Source organism: Gordonia sp. 34D, assembly GCF_056682775.1.
Genome location: NZ_CM155293.1, coordinates 2,388,996 through 2,412,241 on the forward strand (window position 1 = coordinate 2,388,996; position 23,246 = coordinate 2,412,241).

The following is a 23,246-nucleotide window of genomic DNA, read 5'->3' on the forward strand; positions in this document are numbered from 1 at the left end:
GTCAGATCAACATCCGAGGCCCAAGCCTTGCAACGATTCCTCAGATCGTTCCGCCCAGAGAGCGTTGCGATGGACTCGACAGTCCAATCGCCAAAGATGTTCGTCGAAGGTCGCCTCCCAGACCCTGTTGTTGAACGCGCCTCAAACTGGCTCTTCGGATTTCAGAGTGCGTTGATCCGTTCTTCGAACTGACCTGAATGTAGAAGTGACCGCAAGATGTAGTGCTCGAGGTTGCGGAATCCTTGGGCGATGCCGCGGAGGTGTTCAAGGCGGCCATTGACGGCTTCGACGGGTCCGTTGGAGACGCCGGTGTCGAAGTAGGCCAGGATTTCGGCTCGGCGGGCCCAGAGACTACGACCCAACTGCGCCAGTTCAGCCAACGCGGAGGGCACGCCCTGGTGGATTCGTTTGAGCGTTTTGTACATAAGCTTCTTTCCCTCACGACGCTCGCGATGCTCGTAGGCCGCTATCAATTGTTGATAGACCTGATGGGTCACCTCGACCGCTACGTGGTCATCATGGCTGGTCAACGACTCAAAGAGGCGAATCTTCTGCTTGTCAGTGAGCAGGGTGGTTCGGGTGTGCAGGATCCGCCGGATCCGATAGAGCGGATCGCTTTTGCGTCCGCGGTGACCGCAGGTCAGTTGCTGGATCCGTTGCCGGCACAAGTCCAGTTTCGCTCCGGCTAGGTGCACCACATGAAACGGATCCATCACCACCCGAGCCTTCGGGAGCTGTTCGGACGTGGCGGTTTTGTAGCCGGTGAACCCATCCATCGCAACAATCTGGATGCGGTCCTGGAAGGCCTGATCACGGGCGGCGATCCAGGCCTTGACCGACTTCTTCTCCCGGCCAGCGATCATGTCCAGCAGGCGTGCCGGGCCTGTTCCGTCGATCACCGGTGTCAGATCTATCAACACCGTCACGAAGCTTGGGTCCCCTTGTCCGCGAACGTGTTTCCACTTGTGCTCGTCGATCCCGAGGTATCGGACGTTGGCGAGGTGGGTGCTGCCGTAGGCCAGGTCTCGGCAGGCTTGCAGGGCAATCCTGTTGACCACTTTCCAGGCGAGGGAGAGATTCTTGGCGACCGCGGCAACGCTCATCTTGTCGGTCGCGATGCGTTGCAGGATCCACCGTGTGGTCCTGGCGGTGACCACTGCCCGCGGGGCGGCGATGTGCTCGATGTTGGCCCGAAAGATTGTTCGCCGGCACTCGCTGGTGCTGCACAGGTAGCGCGGCACGGCGATGTGCAGTCGCACTGGGTACCCGGCGGTGGGAATGTCGGTGAGGACTCGGTCGGCGTGATCGCGTAGTTGACCTGCAATGTTGCAATCGGGACAGTGCGGATCGGGGTCGAGAACTCGAGCAAAGATGTGGGTGTCGTTGTGGCGGTCGACGGCGGCGTCGGTGATCGTGAGGCCGAGTTCGACGGTTCGGCAGATCGTGTCGGCAACATCGCAAGTATGCTCGCTCATTGGGTCCTGATTGGTGTGTGTGGCTGTTGAGGAACTTCCATTTCACACCACAGGGCCCGCCTACATCTTGTGGTCAGCCCGCCACGTCACAAAGCGCCCCTACGCACTCTTAGATTCGAAGAGCCCTCAAACTGCCCCGGCAACAGCTTGACTGTAAATGCCCGCGCATTAGGCCTAGGAGCCGTAAGAGGTCCGGAGTTGAAACTCACATACCTTGTATCGATGCACACAAGATAGCTCGAGACACCCTCACTCAATTGTTCAACCCCCTGCACCGAGAGTGCAATAACTCCTTCATAGCGATATGCCGCAATGGGAAACCAATCAATGTCAGTCTCACCATCTCTTACCGCCGCCTCAAATCCGGGATAAACGGAAGCTAAAGCTCTCGACTCATTCTCCGCAGAACCCAAAAGATAGTACGACTCCATAGACGCCCGCACCACAGCCCCAGCCTGGGAAGACAGGTCCACGACCGATCCCCGTTGATCCCAGTTAAAGTACGGCACAGGCCAGTCATTTGAAGCTTGCGAGGTAGCCCCTTCATCGGCAGCATGAGGCTGTGGTGCACATCCAGTCGCCAAGAGCAGAAGAACCGTCGAAACCAACGCCGCCTTCAGAGCCCGAAACCCGACACCACTGAAGTCAGTAATCAATGTTCGCTTCCTAAACACCGAAAGGCGGGTACGACGACACAAGGCACCATTCGATAACAATCGACCACGACTCCGTTTCATCTACTCTGGCCGACTAGAACCAATCCATCGAGGGAACTGCTCCCTCGAGGCAAACGAGCAGGCGGCCCCGATCCTAGCTCGGCTTGTTCGGTGCCTTCGGGTTCGGTGTGCCGCCGCCCATCGAGTCCGGCAGGCGGAGATCGAACGTCGGAGCCGGCAGGTCCGGTGCAGGTCCGCCAGGCAAGCCCTGACCACCCGGCAACGGGATGGCGGGGCTACCCGGGCGAGGACCCGGAACGCCCTGACGCGTCACCGTCGTATGCATCAAGTACACGTTGTAACTCGACCACTGCGACATCGTGAAGAACAAATCATTACCGGTGCTCGACGGGTGAATGTTCGCACCGTAAATCGACGGGTAGTTCTTACCCGAAGCGATCACGCGTGCATCGGTCCACGGACCCATCGGGTTGTTTGCCTGACGCAGCACAATGCCGTTATGGAACACGTCGGTCGAAATCATCAGCCACTGACGCAGCGACGAGTTGTACTGCACCGACACCTCACCAACACCACCGGAAACGATCGGTGCGGGAGCCGCCTTCAAGCCACGGACCCAACCACTGTTGGTCCAGTACGAGTACGACGACCGATCCAAAATCTTGGACGCCTTCACCTTCGCGACATAGACGCCACCAACACGGCCCTGAGCAGTGCCGTACATGTAGATGGTGTCGCCGTACTTAGCCAACGCCGGCATCTGGAAGTTACGACCAGCACCACTGTTCGACCAGTACGCGTTCTTCGACTTACGCCACGTCGCACCATTGTCATCAGAAACAGCGATACCGGCGTAATTCGACGTCCACGAACCCGGAGCAGGACCGTAGCGCTGAATCGACGCATACGTCATGTACTGACGTCCACCAATCGACACACCCGACGTCGGGAGGGTCGTGATCTCAACACCGTTGACACGCTTGGAGCCCAAGATCTCGCGGGCTTCCTTGCTGTTGGAACCCGTCAAGAAGCTGTCGAACGAGAAGTTCGGCAAATCCTTGCCACTGCTGTAGGCCAAGGTGTTGTTTCGCCAGTCGAAGCCGGTCGGGGCCTGCGTACCGGTGTCACCGGCGAAGCCCGAACCCTGCTGACCACCCTGAACCAGGTTCACGTACGGCAGAGCCGGGAACGGAACGCCCTTCGGGAACACCGGCAAATTCAACCCAGCGCCCGAAACCAACGGCGGCTGATCCGACGACTCCCCCTTCGGGCGCGGACGACCAAACGTGTCACCGAACGCGGTGATGACCTGACCAATGCCATTCGCCCAGCTCACAGCATTACCGGTACCGGCGACACCCCACTTCGTATCGGTATGGTCCACCGACTGCGAACCGGTCAGCTTCGCGACAAACGCATTCGTCACGCCGCCCTTGGTGATCGGCTGGCCGTTGCCCCGCTGCTCAGGCTCGCCCACCGAACCCAGAGCAGGCTCCGGGTACAAGTCGGGCCCACCCGGCGCTTGCGGCGCACCCTCACCCGGCCCATCACCGGCATTCTGCTCGTTGGCGGCATTCTTGACTGGCAGAGCCGGCACCGGAGGTGCCGGCGGCACGATCATGCTCGCCGACTCCACATTCGGAACAGTCAACTCAGCCGCAATTGGCGACTTACCAATGCAATACTTTCCGCGCCGAACATCGTCAGGACCGATTAACAATGGGGTCAATCCATCTAGGGAATTGAGAAGCCTGCTTGACCGGGCGAATTTCAGGTGCAGACAACCTCCCGGGTACACCACTTACTTCCGCATTCGGATATCGCTCTTTAAACCACCGGACACACGTAGGCGAAAGATCGGCATAATTCCGTATCTTCGACACCCGCTTTGCAGCCCACGATCCGAAAACTGGCCAAGCAGGAAAAAGTCCCCGCCCAGCGAACTTCTGTCCCCGGTCCGCCTCTCCAGTAGGAGTGGTATCAGCCGCTCCGCCACGCCACAACTCGATGCTCAGCTCGCTGACGGCAACGGGATCGACCATCGAATTCATGTCTCGCTTAGTCGAGCTTGAATACTGACAAACTCCAGCAACTAAGGCCCCATCGTCGCGATGACGATACGCAATGTGATTGTAAAAGGAAATTTCCCCCAACCAAGCCGCCGTCCCTGCGCGCGGAAGTTCCTCAAGATAGACCTGAGGATCAAGCTGGTTGACCGCCTCATTGGATTCACCCGAAGCAACGAGTTGATCGGCACCGAGGAAGACCTGACTAGCACTCTGCAGTCCGACTCGCAGCGCGAGAGTGCTGGCTTCAGTAACAGCCCGAATCAACTCACCAGATCGATCCTGCAGTTCTATCCCATTCTCCGCAGACCAGTTACTAACCCATGGGACCTGATCCTCCGTTATCGCATGCGAAGGAGTCGACTCCACTGGCGATTCTCCGCTGCCGGACGAACCGCAACCGACCAGACATACCGCAACACACAAAGCGCCCAGTCCAACGCACCCTCGCAGCCTTACTGCTCGCGTCATATCGAACCCCTACTCATAAGCCCGAGCCTCTCCATGAGTCTTGGAATGATTGCGATCATCAGTGCACCTTACCGGTGGCCGGTCGCATGGACATCTCAGCCGCAGCAGCGTAGGAATTACAGCCGCCTGAGATTTATCGCTCGGTACTTCGATGCAACCGTACGTAATTGCTTGGTGTCGGTGTGGTCCACCCACTGCGAACCGGTCAGCTTTACGACAAACAAACGAATTCGTCACAACGCCCTTGGTGACGCAAGTTGCGCATCAACATCCAGAGTGGCGGAGATAACGTAAACGTCAGGACTTGTCATGGCTCATGAGGCAGACGCTGGCGAAAAGAGGGACCAAGTCCTACTATCAAGCCCAAACTAACGGAATGAATCTGCAAGCGGCCATCCCGGAATAACGCGTTTGCTGTTCTCAATTCCGGTCAGATCAACAGCAGAGGCCCAAGCCTCGCAGCGATTCCTCAGATCATCCCGCCCCGAGGGCATTGCGATGGACTCGACGGTCCAATCACCAAAGATGTTCGTCGAAGGCCGCCTGCGTGGCCCTGTTGTTGAACGCGCCTCAAACTGCCCCGGCCACACCTTGACCGCAAACTCCATCACACTAGGACTAGGAGCCGGAAGCGGTTCCGAGTTGAAACTCACATACCGTGTATCGCTGCACACAAGATAGCTCGAGAGACCATTACTCGATTGTTCGACCCTCTGCACCGAGAGTGCGATAACTCCTTCAAATCGGTATCGCGCAGTGGGAAACCAATCAATATCAGTCTCACCATCTCTTACCGCCGCCTCAAATCCGGGATAAACAGAAGCCAAAGCTGTCGCCTTATTCTCCGCAGAACCCAAGAGATAGTACGACTCCATAGACGCCCGCACCACCGCTCCAACCTGGGACGACAGATCCACGACAGATCCCCGTTGATCCCAGTTAAAGTACGGCACAGGCCAGTCACTTGAAGCTTGCGTGGTTGCCCCCTCATCGGCAGCATGAGGCTGTGCTGCACATCCAGTTGCCAAGAGCAGAAGGACCATCGACACCAACGCCAACTTCAAAGTCCGCAACCCGACAACACCGAAGTCAGTTATCACCGTTCCGCTTTCCTTTCCGACGCCGCTCCTCTTGACCCTCCCTCCAAGACTCCTCACTATACCGGGTGATTTCGGTATCTTCCTCATAGTCGAGACCGTACCGGCCGTCGTAAAGCGTTATCGCCTCCTTGGCTGGAATTCCGTGCTTTTCCAAGAACTTCTTTCGCGCTCCATCGAAATTCCCAGTCTGCCTATTCTTCTCCCACCCTGGAGCACCCTTTGCATATCGTGGGTTATGCCTATAAAACTGGCGTTCCAGTTCAGGATTTTCTGCAAAGAATGCATCAGTCGTCTTGTCGGTTATGTACGTACTCTTATCTTTCGTCGGCATCATCTGGGTTAGTACTGCTTTACTCGACTCAACTTGCGAAAGGTCTAGGACGCCCAGCGAACCCAACTTAAAGTACTCGGACCCTACGCCCAGGATCGACGCAGCAGGACTCCCCACTGCCGGAATCTCACCAACCGCCCCAAGCACAAATGACCGCCCACCATCAAAATTAGCGGATTCCTTTGCGGCTTTGATGCTCGCTCGATACCGCTGTTTATCGATATCACTTGAGATAACTTTATCCACGGCATTCATCAAGGAATTATCCATCGCACCCGCGATCCTGATCGCATCAGCGCCGACGGCTCCCCGACCAAACTGTTCCACAATGTAGTCAGCTTGACTTCGCACGTGCTGGGTCACCGTCGATCCGGCCTCCACGTCTGTCGCAAGCACTGAAAGCAAGTCCGTAAATTGATTCTTTCCAGTAAGACCCTCTACACCAGGATAGATTTCTTTGCCAGCAGAATCAGCAATTTCGTAACCTGCAAGATCTGCATAGTACGGACTCAGCGACTGAGCCAACGTCCGAACCAATCCCGGTGAAGCATCACCGAGTTGCTTTGTTTTGGAGTCGCGGCCAAATCGATGGTTGAGCAATGAGTTGTTGGATAGCGCATGTGCAACATTGTTAGCCGCCGCTTGAACGGTTGGGTCGCGCGGATTCTTCTCGATTGACGAAAAGACCTTGTTTACACCAAATTGAGTGTTCACCTGGCCATTAATGAGGTCTTTCCCAGCCCAGTCATGCGTGAGCAAAGGGTCAATTATGTTTTTTCTCGAATTGGGTTGCGACAGGGCTTTCACAGTCGCCTGCTCGTCGTCACCCGAGACCGCGAGCATCTCATTTAAGGTATCACTGAAGAGGCCCTCAGTTCGATCATCGTCGAGATGCCTTGAGCCCAAGATAGCTCCAGCCTCTCGAACATCGTTCATCGCACTTGCGATCTCACCTGCTCGATATGTAAGTTGCTCGTCAATCGCAGAACTGGTTCTGTATCGCCGATCACTCGCCCCTAGTAAGTTTGCCAGATCCTTATAGCGGCGAATATCAGGGATGTCTGAACCCCAGGACTTGCCGGGGAACGGCCCAATCCCGCCGACCTGATTCGGATTCGTCCGCTCCCAGTCCTCGATGCTGACCGGCTTCGTGAGGGTATTCCGGACCCCCTTCGGGGGATTATCAATGCTACCGACCGGGCCTTTCTTACCCTGCCTAACCTGCTCGCTGGTCACCAAGTAAAGGCCCGCACTGATGCTCGCCTTTAATTCGGGATTCTTCTCTGTGAAGTCGATCAGTTGATCGGAATTGTCCCCATTGCCCGCAGCCTCCTTCAAGAAGGCTGTGATATACCTTGCCTTTTTGGAATCTAAGGTAACAATCTCGCCACGGTCTAGCGCTTGCTTTTGTTCTTCAGCAAGCTGCATTGCTGCTTGAATCCGCGCCGATGCCGCATCATAGCTACGCTTTGCGTTATCGTATTCGAGTTTCTTATTGCCATACTTAGCCAAATCTTCTTGATACTGCTTGTTTGTATCGGAATCTGCAGGTTTTTCTGGGAGCTGGGGTGCATTTGGAGGACCATTGACTGTCGCATCTTTGTCGATCTTGGCCTGATCCTCAGGCGTTAATTTGGCGACTTCAGTGATACCAGGCTCGGAATCGTTATCTACGGGCTTCCCTGTTTTATCGTCGACCCCGTCCCCGTCCTTGTCGACAAAAGCCGAGATCTCGGTGTTCGGCTTTGCGACAATCTTCATCGGGATATGCCAGGCTCCCGGAGTCCCATCCGGTGCAGTCTCCGGGGGTGGGTTTTGAGGGTCCCCAGCAGCAGGTTTCGGGTTGGGCTCAGGATCTGTGAGAGTTGTCGTCGACACCGGCGTTGTCGGGGCTGGCGCAGCGGTCGGCGCCGGCTTGTCCGCCACAGGTGGCACGGTTACTTTTGTTGTTGGCGGATCCGCCATTATTCGCTCCCCACGAATCGAAATCTGGAAAAGATACTAGTTCCTGAGCCCAGGCGGACCAATCCACCGAGGGAACTGATCACCTCGAGGCAATCGAGCAGTAAAATAATCGTCCGGAAGATTCAACTGCTTCTGCATCCGCAATTGCCAAGAACGACACTCATCGATAAATTGCAAAACACCCGGCCCAGGAAGCACAATTTTCATCGGGTAAATCACGCCTATGCTCCAGCCACTGAACACATCCCAAGACGGCACGCGAATATCCGTTCCCGCAGCAACTTTCTGACCTTTGTCTGGAATTCCCGGGAGCCCTTCATTCTCCCCAAGACGCTCGAAAAGAATCTCAATAACATTTGCCGGATCCCTAATCGATGAACCACTCGCCAATTCGGGTTCAACCGAGTCGTCATAGTCAGGTGTATTCACAGCGAAGCTACATACCCGAGAGGTAAGGAACTTTCCCCGCATTCCTGTTGAAACGATGTGCGCAAAACGCGTTTCGTGCGCTGACAAATATGGGTCGTAAGGACGGCCCCCACCCCACCAAAGGAAAGGCTCCACATCCTTCGGCACCGGCACCGTAGATCGATCACGCGCCGCAAAATACCCGGGAAACAGATCGTCTCTCGGCCGCGCCATATACAACATTGCAGCTTCAATGGTCGCTCGCGTCAACTCACCATGTCGGGCCATCAAGTCCACTCCCTGGCCCGCCGACCATACAAAAGGACTGAAAATCGCAGGCGGTTTCACAACGGCCGACGTCGGAGCATGGCTTTGCTCTGGACCGGACGAACATGCCGACACGCCAACGAGTAGTGTAAGCATCAAAACTAGATTTCGAGCATTACGACGGAGACCGAATAAATTTCGGCGCGATTCAACGCTTTCAACGGGCATCAACTATCTAGGCTCCTACTATTCGCCGATCGCGAGGGCATCATCATACCTCTCAGAGTACAAATGTATATCATGGAACTCGATACCCGATTTTCCGGTCATATTGACTATGACCGAACTCGTGAGGTCTCCTGCATTTTTCGCCGAGACTTTCTCCTGCTGCGCAACTTTCGCGACCAGCCGATCGTACGGGAGTATTTTACCGGTCTGCTTGTCCAGATAGGGGGCATACGTCGCCAGATCTTGCCCCTTAAGCTTCTTTCGCAGGTCGCCGCTCGCGCTCAAAATCTGGTACTGCATTACATCCGAGGCCATCTTGGCCTTATCCGCAGTTCGGCGATTCGCCTCGACGGGGCCACTTATGAGCATCTTCTCGAGTATGGATTTGTCCTCGCCCGCCATCTTCATGCTGCCGGTCGTCTTCAGGGTATTAAATGCAGTCGTGCCAATCTTTGTGACCAACTTTGAACCCGGTATGAAATCGACCCCAAAACTCAAGGCCTCTACGAAATTCGTGGCCGCGTTGGTCTTACGCTGAGCAACTTCAGCGGCAGCCTTAGTAGCATCATTAAATTCGCGGTCAATCGCCGCGTTCATTCCATTGTCAAATAATCCAGCCAAGTGTCCCGACTTTTGTAGCCACAGGGATCCAGGTTTACCAGCCGCCATATCATTGCCGTAATATTGGTTCCACTCTTGCTGCTTCTGCATGACAGCAGATTGCATCCGCTCGCCCGCCTCTTTATCCGTATTCAGGATATCGAAGAGTCGCACCGTCCGCTTGTCATCGTTCACAAATGCAGTCCAGCCCCGATGACGATTCCCTCGAGGCGGTGGCGCATCCATCATATCGTCGATATACGGGGCAAAAGACTTCGACAGCGCTCTTGCCAGATACGGATTAGCCTTCCCCAAAGTTGGCGGACCGTTAACGCCAACCAAATTAGTAAACAGCGGGAATCCCTGATCGGAAGTTGCGATATTGGCGGTGATACTCATAATTCTTGCCGCACGGTCAGCACGCGCAACATCCAACGGGTTCTTGCTATTATCGACATCGAAATCGGCGTCGTCGAATGAATACAGCTTGCCGATCGCTAAACCGTCATCATTCCAATTATGCGTATTTAGATCCTTAACGAAGTCGACGCCCGTTTCCTTATTTTCAAATGCTTTTCGGACGGCCGATTTATCCAACGCCACCGCATCGATAAACGGCTCCGCGAGAGTCGTCTTCATGTGGTCGGGATAGAAAATATTCATCATCTTCCCATTGGGCGCTGCGACCCTCTGTTCAGGCATGAATGGTGGTTGTTTGCGGAAGTCCGAAGACTTGTCGATCTCAACCGCAAATCCAGGACTTCTCCACGAGCCCGCTTGCGCATCACGCTGGAGATCGAGATATCGCCGACCTGCGTCAAGAACGAGGTCATTGAGACGAGTTCCCGTCATATAACGGCGGGGGTTCTCGAGAGACCCCCTTGTTGACATCGCTGCGAGATCGGCAATCCAGACGTTGCGATCATAGTTATCTTTTCGAAGCGCCGTTTCTGGCTTCCCACCCTGAGGTTCGACGTCGATAGTAAGGTTATCAAGAGACGCCTGAAAATCCGGGGGGAGATTGTGCGCCGCCACGACGTTGGGCTTCTTTACCCACATTGGGAGTGACCGTACTGACGATGTTTTCATCAGTTGTCCACTGCATCATTTTGGATACCGGTAATTTCAGATTCGGATTCTTATCCAAGATCTTCCGCGTATTGTCGACGCCATTCCCGCTCTTGCCCGCCAAACCTTGGAGAAGAAGCGTCGCGTAATCGTACTGAGTTCGGTCAACATTGGCATCGAGTCCCGCATCAGCGAGATTTGGCGTCTTGTCGGGCAGGTCCGCGTACCTGTTGACACGCCGGTTTACCGCGTCAATCTGCTCAGGCGTCGCAACCCCTTTGCCGTCAGGTGACTGGCCATTTAAGACATTAAGATCCTCTGTGACAATCGCTTGTGTATCGACATTGGCGGGTATGTTGCCTGTTTTGAGGTCGTCCTCCGGAATCGTTTCCGACGCCGGTTCCTTCTTTTTAACGATGAGCGGGATATCGCCGCTCCCGAAATGACCGGTCGGGGCCTTCTCGGGCTCCTGAGTCGTCGTTGGGTTTGAATCGACGGTTGTTTTCGGATCAGGCTGCGTGGACTGTGGGAGTTGATCGGCAGGCGTAGGCGTCGCATCTGCCCCCGGTGCCACCACAGTCGGAGGAGGCACGACCTTCTTCGGTGTCGTATCCGGACTTGTCATTAGACGCTCCCCACTTCTCAAAATTCGGACAAGAACGCAACCACACGTCCTGACACCGCACCAGCCCTAGCTCGGCTTGTTCGGTGCCTTCGGGTTCGGTGTGCCGCCGCCCATCGAGTCCGGCAGGCGGAGATCGAACGTCGGTGCCGGCAGGTCCGGTGCAGGTCCTGCGGGCAAGCCCTGACCCCCAGGCAACGGGATGGCGGGGCTACCCGGGCGAGGACCCGGAACGCCCTGACGCGTCACCGTCGTATGCATCAAGTACACGTTGTAACTCGACCACTGCGACATCGTGAAGAACAAATCATTACCGGTGCTCGACGGGTGAATGTTCGCACCGTAAATCGACGGGTAGTTCTTGCCCGAAGCGATCACGCGTGCATCGGTCCACGGGCCCATCGGGTTGTTTGCCTGACGCAGCACAATGCCGTTATGGAACACGTCGGTCGAAATCATCAGCCACTGACGCAGCGACGAGTTGTACTGCACCGACACCTCACCAACACCACCGGAAACGATCGGTGCGGGAGCCGCCTTCAAGCCGCGGACCCAACCACTGTTGGTCCAGTACGAGTACGACGACCGATCCAAAATCTTGGACGCCTTCACCTTCGCGACATAGACGCCACCAACACGGCCCTGAGCAGTGCCGTACATGTAGATGGTGTCGCCGTACTTAGCCAACGCCGGCATCTGGAAGTTGCGACCAGCACCACTGTTCGACCAGTACGCGTTCTTCGACTTACGCCACGTCGCACCGTTGTCTTCAGAAACAGCAATGCCAGCGTAGTTCGACGTCCACGAGCCCGGAGCAGGACCGTAGCGCTGAATCGACGCGTACGTCATGTACTGGCGTCCACCAATCGACACGCCCGAGGTTGGGAGGGTCGTGATCTCAACACCGTTGACACGCTTGGAGCCCAAGATCTCGCGGGCTTCCTTGCTGTTGGAACCCGTCAAGAAGCTGTCGAACGAGAAGTTCCGCAAATCCTTGCCACTGCTGTAGGCCAAGGTGTTGTTTCGCCAGTCGAAGCCGGTCGGGGCCTGCGTACCGGTGTCACCGGCGAAGCCCGAACCCTGCTGACCACCCTGAACCAGGTTCACGTACGGCAGAGCCGGGAACGGCACGCCCTTCGGGAACACCGGCAAATTCAACCCAGCGCCCGAAACCAACGGCGGCTGATCCGACGACTCCCCCTTCGGGCGCGGACGACCAAAAGTGTCACCGAACGCGGTGATGACCTGACCAATGCCATTCGCCCAGCTCACAGCATTACCGGTACCGGCGACACCCCACTTCGTATCGGTGTGATCTACCGACTGCGAACCGGTCAGCTTCGCGACAAACGCATTCGTCACGCCGCCCTTGGTGATCGGCTGGCCGTTGCCCCGCTGCTCAGGCTCGCCCACCGAACCCAGAGCAGGCTCCGGGTACAAGTCGGGCCCACCCGGCGCTTGCGGCGCACCCTCACCCGGCCCATCACCGGCATTCTGCTCGTTGGCGGCATTCTTGACTGGCAGAGCCGGCACCGGAGGTGCCGGCGGCACGATCATGCTCGCCGACTCCACATTCGGAACAGTCAACTCAGCCTGAGCATTCAGATCAACATTCTGCTCGGACGCATTCGATCCCGCCGACGAACAACCCGCCAACCCCAACACCGCAACGACCGCGACAGCAGTCATCGCCAACGGACGAAAAGAAACACCAGACATAGCACTCAGTTCCTGACCAGATAGAAGTCAAACAAGACGGGAGAATCCCTCAACCGAACGGGCGAATATTCGACTAGCGACCGTATCGAAGCGCAGCCGCGTGGACCTTCTCAACAAAGCCGGGCATCGAATTGAACTGCCCAACCGCAGCAGACCAATTCTCTGACTTGCGCAGATCGCCGACCCCGCACAGCAGTCGGGCAGCAGTCAACGTCGAGTCGTCAAAGCTGTCCGGGTTCGGCTTGCCGTCGTTGTCAGCGTCGGTCGCAAACTGCTCCCACTGCGACGGCAAGATCTGCATCGGCCCCATCCGGGCATCAATCACGGACGAACCGTCGTAGTGGCCGGCGTCAGTATCCGAGACGACCTTCGCGCCCGTCTCTCGCGACTGACGCAAGTTCCGCATCTCCGGAGTCACCATGCCGTCGACACCGACGGTGGATCCGCTTGCCTCGCCATGATCGCTCGAAACCGAGCCGATTCCCGCGAGCGTGGCCCATCCGAGACCGCATTCCGGCTGTGCCTTCGCCATGGCCGCCGCCGCATACGCATACGACTGCAGGGCGCGCTGACCAATGCCGTAGGGATCACTATGTAGCTCAGACCATGCCTGCAACTGCGCAGACGGAACCGACTCTGCCGAATCGCTTCCGTCCTTCTCCAGGCGATCCGAACACGACGCCAACACAAGCGCCAGTACGACCACCCCAACCAGCCGCAACCACGACCGCCCCCGAACATTACTGTTGATCACGTACCGGAGGGTAGCTTAAGTTCTTTTAAGCATCGAAACCGGATAGGGCAAAGTGCACATAATCACTTTGAACGGCATACGTCGACTATCTGGCCGACATCGACTGGGGTACGGTGCGCGGGCAGTCACCTCGCCTGTCGCGCGTCGACTACCGAACCGACGACGGCTTTGCGTGCCGGTCCATCCACGCCGACCATCGGAAGACGAGGTACTCGGGCACGCCGGGTGAGAATCTGAGAGGTACGGATCGTTGAATCCTTCGTCAAGCAACCAACCGCCATCGTGGATGTGGCCTGCCTCTTCCGACAGCGCTGGCACCGGTGCCGACAGCATCGGATCCGAGCAACCTCCGTCCGCACCGTTGCCACCAAATCAAAACGCGACACCGGGAAGTTCCCCACAGCGGAGGCCCGAGCCGCAACTGCCGCAGGCTCCGGCCGCGGGTCCCCGCTCCGGGCATCGCACCTGGCGATCGTCAATGCGCAGCATCGCCGGTGGCTTCATCACTTTCGGTGGCACAAGGAACCAACAAGACATCGCCGCCCTCGCCGAACGGGTAAGGCAGCCCATCGGCCCCGACTTCCGTCTCGCCGTCCTCTCGCTCAAAGGCGGGGTCGGCAAAACGACGGTCACGATTGGTTTGGGGTCCGTGCTGGCGTCGTTGCGCGGCGATCGCGTCATCGCCGTCGATGCCAACCCCGACTTGGGCACGCTGGCCGGGCGCATCCCGTCCCAGACGATTTCGACGGTCCGAGACTTGCTGAACGAACCAAATACCCGGCGATACGTCGATGTACGCAAACACACGAGTCAAGCCACGAGTCGACTCGAAGTCCTTGCCTCCGAACGCGACCCGGCGATCTCCGAAGCGTTCAACGAGGATGAGTACCTGAAGGCACTCGAGATCCTCGAGTACCACTACAACATGATCCTGACCGACTGCGGAACCGGACTGGTTCACTCGGCGATGTCCGGAGTCCTCAAGTCCGCGACGGCGCTCGTCTTGGTGACTTCACCGGCATTGGACGGTGCCCAAAGTGCAGTCGACACGCTCGCTTGGCTCGGTGCCCACGGATACGAACAACTCGCCCGCGAAGCGATCGTGGTGATCGCAGCATCACAGAGCAAGAACGCGCCCGTCGATGTTGAGATGCTTCGCAACTATTTCCTGGGCCGCACCCGTGCCGTGCAGGTCATCCCCTACGACAATCACCTCGCCATCGGCGGATACGTCGATCTAGACAACATGCAACCAGCGACTCGATCGGCATTCCTTGAACTCGCCGCCACCGTTGTCGAACCGTTCGCTGTCCGACCTCCCCGGTTCGACGCCCCAAACCCATTCAGTGGAATGGCCGGACCGCAACCATAAGCAACACGCCCGTGTTCGCGGCACCGATACGGACTTAGTCCAGGTCCATCGAGTTGGCGAGCCTGATGAGCTCCGACTTCGTTGCTCCCGACTTCCCGATCGCGAAAAAGACATCGTTGCGATCATCTGCGCGGATATAAATCTCCCCAGCTTGGATACGAACGTAACCGGTGCCATATCGCCAGCTGATCGCCTCTGCACCGTCGAAAGCAGACGCTCGCCCGAAAAACTCGTCCACTTCCTCTGCTGATGCCACCCACACCACTTGAAGTGCCACCGAATCAGGCGACATACATGCGATCCGAGCACGCCCAACCGGGTGTCCGGATCCCTGTGGACCCGATCCCAATTCAGCCCTGTCGGGTCGGATCATCCACTGACATGTGCTCTGTTGCCAGCCGACTTGCTTCGGCGTTCGCGGCAGGAGTTTTGGGAATTCGGCCGCATAAATTCCCCAATCTCCCCAGCCTGAATCAACCTTGACCACGGTCTCGGCGCTGGCAGGCGATTCCCGGCCATCAACGGTAGATATGACGACATACCGGCGCTCGCCAAACTTTGCGGAGAAGTCGGAATACCGTGTCTCGTCGCCAGCGTAGATTACCTCGCCGTCGTCACGTACCAGCATGTACTGATCGGCACCCTCAACCGAATTCCAACTGATCTCCACGACACCTACCGAGGCCTTGGCCTGCAGGCCCTCGGGTGCACTAACCGTGTGGAAACTGCCAGCCAACCAGTAGCCCAGGCCGGCGGCGACAACCCCAAGAATACTGAGCCCGACGATGCTGCGGACCCACCAGGACTTCAACACTGCAGAACCCTCCGGCGCCATCAGATCGGCAACTTTCGGAGAATGTCGAGTGCGTCGTCGCCGCTCTTTCCGTTAGGCACAGCAACCACCAAGTAGGTTGAACCTCTCCGTTCGCCATCCTTGAAGTAGCTCATCACAGCTTGGGCCCCGCCAGTGGCAGCAAGCCCAAAGTCGACGCCGACGCGATCGCCTTGAGCGGTCGAGATTAATTCGTGGTTGGCCACGCCAGCAAATCGCTCTCTACCCGCACCGACGAGTGCCGATTTCTCATCAGCGTAGCTATAGATGGCAATCTGGTAGTCGTAGTCCTTCACCCAGTCGTCACCGTTCGGCTTGTTGCAGAAGATTGATCGACGGTTTTCGGCGGTCGCCAGCGGACCCAATCCCTGGCAAACGATCTTCTGATATCCGTCAGTGCTTACCGGCGTACTAGGGAGCAAATCTGGGTACAGCTCAATGATGTCTTCCAGCCCGCGCCACTTCTGACCAAAAACAACATCCTCGGTGGCGTTAGAAAAATCCGAGTTCGTCCCGGACTGACTCCGAGCAGAAACGCTGTACCGATAGGTGCCCGGCCAAGGATTTAGCTGCACTGAAGTTCCACTACCCACATGAACGACTTGGTCATTCTGTTTGACCACGTAGCTCTTTGCACCCGGCACAGCGCGCCAGGTTAAGTCGATTCCCGTCGCCGTGGCCCGGGCCTCCGGACGATCTGGCGTTTGAAGAGTGCCTCCACCGCGCATGAACACTCCGACTAGGGCGCCCAGCGCCATGACGACGAGCACCGCGACGGCGGCCTGCCCGCGGCGCTTCACCGCTGGTTTAGTCGGTGTCTGCGGCGAGGCTGGTGCAGGCCGGGCCTGCAGATTCGCGTGCTGTGGGCCAGGCACCGGCGCACCTGTGGTATTCGCAAACATGTGGCCGCTCGTCGGGAGATTCACTCTGCCGCCGGTGAACGCCGCCTGGAGCGCCTGCGCAAAAGCCGATGCCGTCGGTGGCCGCCCCGCCGGATCCTTCGCCAAGCCTGCTCGCAGCACATCGTCGACGGACGGCGGTAATGACCTGGTCCGCTCCGATGCGCGCGGCGGTTCGGCGAACAGGTGAGCCGTCATCAAACCCTGCAGGCTGCCCGAATCGAAGGGGGCGCTACCGGTCAGGAGCTCGAAGGCTGTCGCGGCCAGCGAATAGATGTCGGCACGACCGTCAACCCGACGCCCGTCAATCTGTTCCGGCGAGCAATACCGCATGGTGCCAACCGTTGTCCCGGTGTGGGTCAAGCCTGCTCCGGCACCGGCCTCGCCGAGCGCCTGCGCGATACCAAAGTCGGTGACTTTAACTGCGTCAGGCATCACCGGGTCCGCACCGGGGGTCACCAGAATGTTGGCCGGCTTAATGTCGCGATGCAGCACTCCGTGCCGGTGCGCCACATCTAGTCCCGCTGCTACGCCGTTAACGATGTTGACCACTAGCCGCGGATCCATGCCGGCCGGAGAAGCCTTCGACATCTTCGACGCGTCCGCGCCGGGCACCAATTCCATGGCAATCCACAGCACGTCACCGAACACACCGCGGTCGTAGACCCGGACCAGGTTGGGGTGGGCAATCGGCGCCAGAAGATCGGCTTCGCGTTCGAAACGCTGCCTCACCACTGGGTCTTCGGCGTGCGCCGAACGCAGCACCTTGATGGCATCGCTTCGCGGTAGACGCGGATGAGTAGCCTTGTAGACCTCGCCCATGCCGCCAGCTCCGAGGACCTGCTCGACACGGTAGCCCGCGATCTGGTCGCCGATTTGGAACATCTCTCCGCCGTTCACCGAATTACTGCTGATCGCGCCGAATGCTACCGGCACAGTCCTGTATCGAGGGCATCGCACCACGTCGTTCGAATGACGACGCCGAGACGGTTCGGACTATTCGAGCGGGATCTTGTTCGCCGCCTCGATCATCTGTTCTTTGGTACCGCCGGGAACGCTGACCGCGATCCACGAGTTCTTCACCAGATCGGTACGGAGGAAGGCCGCGTTCTGTTTCGGATCAAAAATACCGGTGCCGTGCTTCCAGGTGATCTCATCGCCTCCAGAATCGGACGCCTTTGTTTTGAAGAATTCGTCCGTCGCATCCGCAGATACGAGCCAACTGACGACATAAACTGCCGAGCTTCCGTTGCAGTTGATACGTGCGCGGGTCCGCACCTTTCCACTGCCCATCGGTTCCGGTCCGACCTCAGCCGTAGTGGGCGCGATTGCCCACTCACAGTACGCGCCTTCCCAGCCCTGGCCGTCTGGGGACTTCGGCAGCAACTTCGGAACCGTATCGACAAAGGGCTGGTACACGCCCCAACTGGCATCAACTGTCACCTCAGTTGCCGCGCTCGGTTCCGACCACACTCCGTTGCGTTCGGCTCGAATTACGTAGCTGCGCTTGCCTTGCGGTGCAGTCGAATCGGTGGCGGTAGTGGCGGAACCAACGTAGACGACGGTGCCCTTATCTCGGATCACCTGATACCAATCGGCACCGCTGACCCCGTTCCATGACAACTGGACCTTCGTGCCCTCGACCGTGGACGTGAGCCCCGACGGGCGGTCGACGGGGCGGGTACCTTCCACACCAAACCTGATGATCAGCATCGATGCCAATAGGACGGCGAGGGCAACCGCACCCGCGATGAAGTAAGTGCGACGCTGCCTGGGCGTGCCGGATGTCGTCGCTTGTTGCGTATAGGTCATCAGAATGGCAACTTTCCGATTAGGTCGCGGGCCTTCTTGGTGTCCCGCGAATCCGGGTACACCACCTCGACCAGGATGGCGGCACGCGGATCGGTGAACTTGAACTCCCACAGCGACCGCGCTGTCCCGTTGTCAGCGACACCGGTCGTTATCGCCCCCTCGCTACCTTGGGCCGACCTCACCTTGTCGTCCTTTTTCGAGGTGCGGTTATTGACCCGGTGGTAGGTGTCGCTACTCGCAGCGGCCGGACTCGCATACCGCAAAATGCGGACCTCGTATTCCGATGAATCTGCGCTGGTCTTCTTCTTGCAGTTGATGATCGCCGCAGGGTAACCGGCGTCCGGGACTGGCCCCTGGGCGGTGCACGTCAAGCCGTCGAACCCGTCGGTGCTAACCGGTGTGGAGGGCAGCAAATCGGGAAAAGCCTTCGCGACGTCCCGCATCAAACCCCAGTTCTGCACGGCGGTCACCGACACCGCGTCGCTGAAATCGGACTGCCTATCTGCCAGGTTTTGCGCGGCGACCGAGAACGTGTGCTCCCCGGGGAAGATCTCTGTCAAAGTCAGCGACGTGTCGTCGACCGTTTGGACCACCTCATCGTCTTGCTTAAGGACGTAGTTCGTGGCACCGGGCACCGCGTCCCAAGTCAGGTCAACACCCTGCGGCGTCGCGGTGGCCTGGACGCCGGACGGGGCATCGAGCCCCATCGACGACGACCACAGGTAACCGCCACCTACGCCGAGCGCGAGCCCGGCAACCGTGGCGATTGACACGAGCGCGGGCAGTTTCTGATACCAGCGGTGTGCCGGTACCGGCGCAGGGTGTACTGGATGAGACACGGGAGCGCCGGGGGTATTCGCAAAGGTTTGCGCGGCAGGCAGCATCGGCGCACCGCTGGTGAACGCCGAATACAGGGAATAGGCGAACGCCGTCGCCGTCTGGGGTCGCGCCGCAGGATCTTTCGACAGCCCCGCAGCCAATACCGCGTCGACGGCCGGTGGCAGACGCCGCTCGCGCTCGGAAGCACGCGGCGGTTCGGAGAAGAGGTGCGCGCTCATCAGCCCTTGCAAGGTGTCCGACTCGTAGGGCGCGGTACCCGTGAGGAGCTCAAAAGTGGTGGCCGCCAACGCATAGATGTCGGTTCGACCGTCCACCTCGCGTCCTTCAATCTGCTCGGGTGCCGAATAGCGCAGCGTCCCAACGGCGGTCCCGGTGCTGGTGAGGTCGGCTCCCGCCTCGCCGAGGGTCCGCGCGATCCCGAAATCGGTCACCTTGATCGCATCCGGAACGATCGGATCCGATCCGGGCGTCACCAAAATGTTCGCGGGCTTCACATCGCGGTGCAGGACGCCGTGCCGGTGGGCCACGTCGAGGCCGGCGGCAACACCGTTGACGATGTTCACGACGAGGCGCGGATCCATACCACCGGCCGACGACTGCGACATCTTGGCCGCGTCAGTACCGGCGACCAGTTCCATCGCGATCCACAGGATGTCGTCGAACGCTCCGCGGTCGTAGATGCGGACCAGGTTGGGGTGGACAATCGGCGCAAGGAGGTCGGCTTCGCGTTCAAAACGCTGCCGAACAACCGGGTCCTCGGCATGCGCCGAGCGCAGCACCTTGATGGCGTCGCTGCGCGGCAAGCGCGGATGGGCGGCCTGATAGACCTCGCCCATGCCGCCAGCCCCGAGCACTCGCTCGACGCGGTAACCCGCGATGTCGTCCCCGATTTGGAACATGCCCTCACCATTCACCCAGATAGCTGCTTAGTTCGGAGTCGAATGCTACCCAGGAGTAGCCGAGTTGGGACGCACCGCACTAGCCTTTTCGAATGACACCACGTCGTCGACCAAGGCGTGCCGTCGCGGCCCGATTGCCTCCGACTTGTCCGAATCCCCCTTACCATCGGCATCCATGACCCCAAAGTTCTCCGCCGCCGAACTCAATGACGCATTTGCCCAGTTCCAGAAGACGGTTGCCGAAATCGCCATCAGTAAGGATTGGGATCGCTGGGCCGACCAATTCACCGTTGACGCCACCTACATTGAGCACGCCTACGGACAGTTCAGCGGGCGGGAGGAGATTCGCGCCTGGATCAACAAGACGATGAACGCGTTCCCCGGCAGCCACATGGTGGAGTACCCGTCGCTGTGGCACGTCGTCGACCCCGAGACCGGCCGCGTGATCTGCGAAGTCGACAACCCCATGCGCGACCCCGGTGATGGCTCCGTCTTTACCGCCACCAACATCACCATCCTCACCTACGCGGGCGACGGCCTCTGGAGTTGCGAGGAAGACGTCTACAACCCGATGGAGTTCGGCCTGATGACCCGTCGCTGGTGCGAACGCGCCGCCGAACACGGCACCCTCGACGAACCCGCCAAGAAGTGGATGGACACTTTCGGCGCCATGTTCGCGCGGAAGTCGTAGGAGCAGTCGCAGCGCGTTGATTTTGCGACCCTATAGGTAGCAAATTCAACGCGCTGCGCCGGAATGAGGGTGTGCAAGCCCGTAATCGTGCCGTGATTGGCCAAATCCCGTTGAGACTCGACCCTCTCGCATAGGGTCATCGCGCGATCCCGAAGTGTTTGACGCCAATCCGGAAGGCCACCCGTGCATCCCTCGCTGAATCCGTCCCTCACGCGCCGACAGGTGATGGCCGCAGGCGGTGCAGCGCTGGCGACCACCCTCGTCGCGCCCGGAAGCGGAATCGCGTCAGCAGGGCCCAAACAAGATGCCGACGTCATCATCGTTGGGCACGGCCTTTCCGGCTTGGTTGCGGCATGCGAGTTGACCGACCGGAAGAAGAAAGTCCTGATCGTTGATCAGGAGTCCGGTGCCAACCTCGGTGGGCAGGCGCATTGGAGTCTCGGCGGGCTGTTCTTTATCGACAGCCCCGAGCAACGGCTGGCTGGCATCCACGACAGTCCCGAACGCGCTCGCCGCGACTGGTTCGCCACCGCGGGATTCGACCGTAATCCCAATAGCGTTGGTGGCGAAGACTATTGGGCCCGACAGTGGGCCGAGCACTACCTCGATTTTGCACACCGGGAAAAGCGCTCATGGCTCGCAGGAATGGGCATGCTGTGGGTTCCGGTGGTCGGCTGGGCCGAGCGTGGCGACGGCACCCCCGGCGGTGTGGGCAACTCCGTGCCCCGTTTCCACACCACCCTCGGCACCGGCCCCGGTGTCGTCGAGCCATTTGTCCGACGTATTAAGGCCGCCCAGCGCGCAGGCCTGGTGCGCTTTGAGTTCCGGCACCGCGTAGACGAACTCCTCACCTCCGGCGACGACGTGGTCGGGATCCGCGGCAGCGTTCTCGCCGCGACCTCGCAGCCGCGCGGTAAGGCGTCGTCGCGCACCGTGGTCGGCGACTTCGAGTTCCACGCACCGCTGGTGATCGTGGCATCGGGCGGCATCGGCGGCAACCACGAACTTGTTCGACGCAACTGGCCCGCCCGTCTCGGCAATCCGCCGGAGCACATGGTGACCGGTGTGCCCGCGCACGTCGACGGTCGGATGCTGGGGATCGCCGAAGCCGCAGGTGCCCGCCATGTGAACCGCGACCGCATGTGGCATTACACCGAAGGCCTCCGCAACCACTCGCCGATCTGGCCCGGTCACGGCATCCGCGTGTTGGCGGCACCGTCGTCGATGTGGTTCGACGGCGCCGGTCGTCGCTTCCCCACCCCTGGCATTCCCAGCATGGACACCCTCGGCACGTTGGAGCTGATTCAGAAGTCGGGGTTTGAGTACTCGTGGTTTGTGCTGAACAAGCGAATCATCGAGAAGGAATTCATTCTGTCGGGCTCCGAGCAAAATCCGGAGCTGACGAGCAAGAACTTGGCGGCATATCTGGCCAACCGCGTGATCGACGACGTGCCGAAGCCGGTGCAGGCATTCCTCGACCGCGGCCCCGACTTTGTGACGGCGAACAGCGTCGAAGAGTTGACGGCCAAAATGAACAAGCTCGTCGGCACCAATCATCTCGATGCGGCTGCACTGAAGCGTCAGATCAAGCATCGCGATGCTGAGTCGATGAACCCCCGCTCGACGGACGACGGCATCAAGGCGATCCGTCGGTCGTTGGCCTACATCGGCGACAATCTGGTCCGGACCCAGCCGATGCACCGCATCTTGGATCCCGCGGCGGGACCGCTGGTCGCGATCAAGATGAACATCCTGACCCGTAAATCGCTGGGCGGTTTGCAGACCGACCTGTCGGGCCGCGTCTTGGACGAGAACGGCAAGCCGATTAACGGACTGATGGCGGTCGGCGAGGCCTCGGGCTTCGGCGGCGGCGGCGTCCACGGCTACCGTGCCCTGGAGGGCACCTTCCTCGGCGGCTGCCTCTTCAGCGGCCGCCAAGCCGGCCGCGCCGCCCGCCGACTGGTCTAACCCCCGCCCCCTGGCCGTTCTCGCATGATGCGTCGATTCCCGCACTATGTCTGACATAGTGCGGGAATCGACGCATCATGCGAGAACGAAGGGCAGGGCCCGCACAGGGGGCGTACGGGGTGGGGCGGCACGACTTTCATGAACGACGACGGCGCCCGTGAAATACGTGACGGAAACCTACG

15 protein-coding genes are annotated in these 23,246 nt (G+C 59.0%); 3 read left to right on the forward strand and 12 right to left on the reverse strand.

Annotated elements, in window-relative coordinates; all coding sequences use genetic code 11:
- Window positions 1-161: 161 nt before the first annotated feature.
- The 8 genes from AC1L34_RS11090 to AC1L34_RS11125 form a co-directional block, all read right to left on the reverse strand.
- On the reverse strand, window positions 162-1,475 hold the full coding sequence (locus AC1L34_RS11090; RefSeq protein WP_480034709.1) for an ISL3 family transposase: 1,314 nt from the start codon (window positions 1,473-1,475) through the stop codon (window positions 162-164).
- 810 nt (window positions 1,476-2,285) lie between these two features.
- Complete coding sequence (locus AC1L34_RS11095) at window positions 2,286-3,773, reverse strand: DUF4185 domain-containing protein (RefSeq protein WP_480034782.1); 1,488 nt, start codon at window positions 3,771-3,773, stop codon at window positions 2,286-2,288.
- A gap of 2,005 nt (window positions 3,774-5,778) precedes the next feature.
- A complete protein-coding gene (locus tag AC1L34_RS11100) occupies window positions 5,779-7,881 on the reverse strand; it encodes a TPR repeat domain-containing protein (RefSeq protein ID WP_480034783.1) in 2,103 nt (700 codons plus the stop codon).
- Window positions 7,882-8,121: 240 nt separating this feature from the next.
- Window positions 8,122-8,514 (reverse strand): hypothetical protein, encoded by a 393-nt coding sequence (locus AC1L34_RS11105; RefSeq protein ID WP_424294899.1) that lies wholly within the window; start codon window positions 8,512-8,514, stop codon window positions 8,122-8,124.
- A gap of 492 nt (window positions 8,515-9,006) precedes the next feature.
- Window positions 9,007-10,647 (reverse strand): TPR repeat domain-containing protein, encoded by a 1,641-nt coding sequence (locus tag AC1L34_RS11110; RefSeq protein WP_480034784.1) that lies wholly within the window; start codon window positions 10,645-10,647, stop codon window positions 9,007-9,009.
- A complete protein-coding gene (locus AC1L34_RS11115) occupies window positions 10,580-11,281 on the reverse strand; it encodes a hypothetical protein (protein WP_480034785.1) in 702 nt (233 codons plus the stop codon). The genes AC1L34_RS11110 and AC1L34_RS11115 overlap by 68 nt, the downstream gene beginning before the upstream one ends.
- Before the next feature lie 66 nt (window positions 11,282-11,347).
- The gene (locus AC1L34_RS11120; protein WP_480034786.1) at window positions 11,348-12,997 is read right to left on the reverse strand and encodes a DUF4185 domain-containing protein; all 1,650 of its coding nucleotides are present in this window, start codon (window positions 12,995-12,997) and stop codon (window positions 11,348-11,350) included.
- Window positions 12,998-13,070: 73 nt separating this feature from the next.
- On the reverse strand, window positions 13,071-13,751 hold the full coding sequence (locus tag AC1L34_RS11125) for a lysozyme family protein (RefSeq protein WP_424321928.1): 681 nt from the start codon (window positions 13,749-13,751) through the stop codon (window positions 13,071-13,073).
- A 478-nt stretch (window positions 13,752-14,229) separates the two neighbouring features.
- Here AC1L34_RS11125 and AC1L34_RS11130 point away from each other — a divergent pair, with 478 nt between their 5' ends.
- Window positions 14,230-15,123, forward strand: a complete 894-nt coding sequence (locus tag AC1L34_RS11130) for a MinD/ParA family ATP-binding protein (protein ID WP_424294784.1) — start codon at window positions 14,230-14,232, stop codon at window positions 15,121-15,123.
- 34 nt (window positions 15,124-15,157) lie between these two features.
- On the opposite strand, the gene AC1L34_RS11135 is transcribed toward AC1L34_RS11130, so the two are convergent.
- The 4 genes from AC1L34_RS11135 to AC1L34_RS11150 form a co-directional block, all read right to left on the reverse strand.
- A complete protein-coding gene (locus AC1L34_RS11135; RefSeq protein WP_424294787.1) occupies window positions 15,158-15,937 on the reverse strand; it encodes a hypothetical protein in 780 nt (259 codons plus the stop codon).
- 20 nt (window positions 15,938-15,957) lie between these two features.
- Window positions 15,958-17,739 carry a serine/threonine-protein kinase gene (locus tag AC1L34_RS11140; RefSeq protein WP_480035330.1) on the reverse strand — a complete coding sequence of 594 codons (1,782 nt, stop codon included), beginning with the start codon at window positions 17,737-17,739 and terminating at the stop codon, window positions 15,958-15,960.
- A 111-nt stretch (window positions 17,740-17,850) separates the two neighbouring features.
- Window positions 17,851-18,666 carry a hypothetical protein gene (locus AC1L34_RS11145; RefSeq protein WP_480034787.1) on the reverse strand — a complete coding sequence of 272 codons (816 nt, stop codon included), beginning with the start codon at window positions 18,664-18,666 and terminating at the stop codon, window positions 17,851-17,853.
- Window positions 18,666-20,405 carry a serine/threonine-protein kinase gene (locus tag AC1L34_RS11150; protein ID WP_480034788.1) on the reverse strand — a complete coding sequence of 580 codons (1,740 nt, stop codon included), beginning with the start codon at window positions 20,403-20,405 and terminating at the stop codon, window positions 18,666-18,668. The genes AC1L34_RS11145 and AC1L34_RS11150 overlap by 1 nt, the downstream gene beginning before the upstream one ends.
- Window positions 20,406-20,580: 175 nt before the next feature.
- Here AC1L34_RS11150 and AC1L34_RS11155 point away from each other — a divergent pair, with 175 nt between their 5' ends.
- Both AC1L34_RS11155 and AC1L34_RS11160 read left to right on the forward strand, forming a co-directional pair.
- A complete protein-coding gene (locus AC1L34_RS11155) occupies window positions 20,581-21,096 on the forward strand; it encodes a nuclear transport factor 2 family protein (RefSeq protein WP_424323306.1) in 516 nt (171 codons plus the stop codon).
- Window positions 21,097-21,321: 225 nt separating this feature from the next.
- Window positions 21,322-23,064, forward strand: a complete 1,743-nt coding sequence (locus AC1L34_RS11160) for an FAD-binding dehydrogenase (RefSeq protein WP_480035331.1) — start codon at window positions 21,322-21,324, stop codon at window positions 23,062-23,064.
- The last annotated feature ends 182 nt before the right edge of the window (window positions 23,065-23,246 follow it).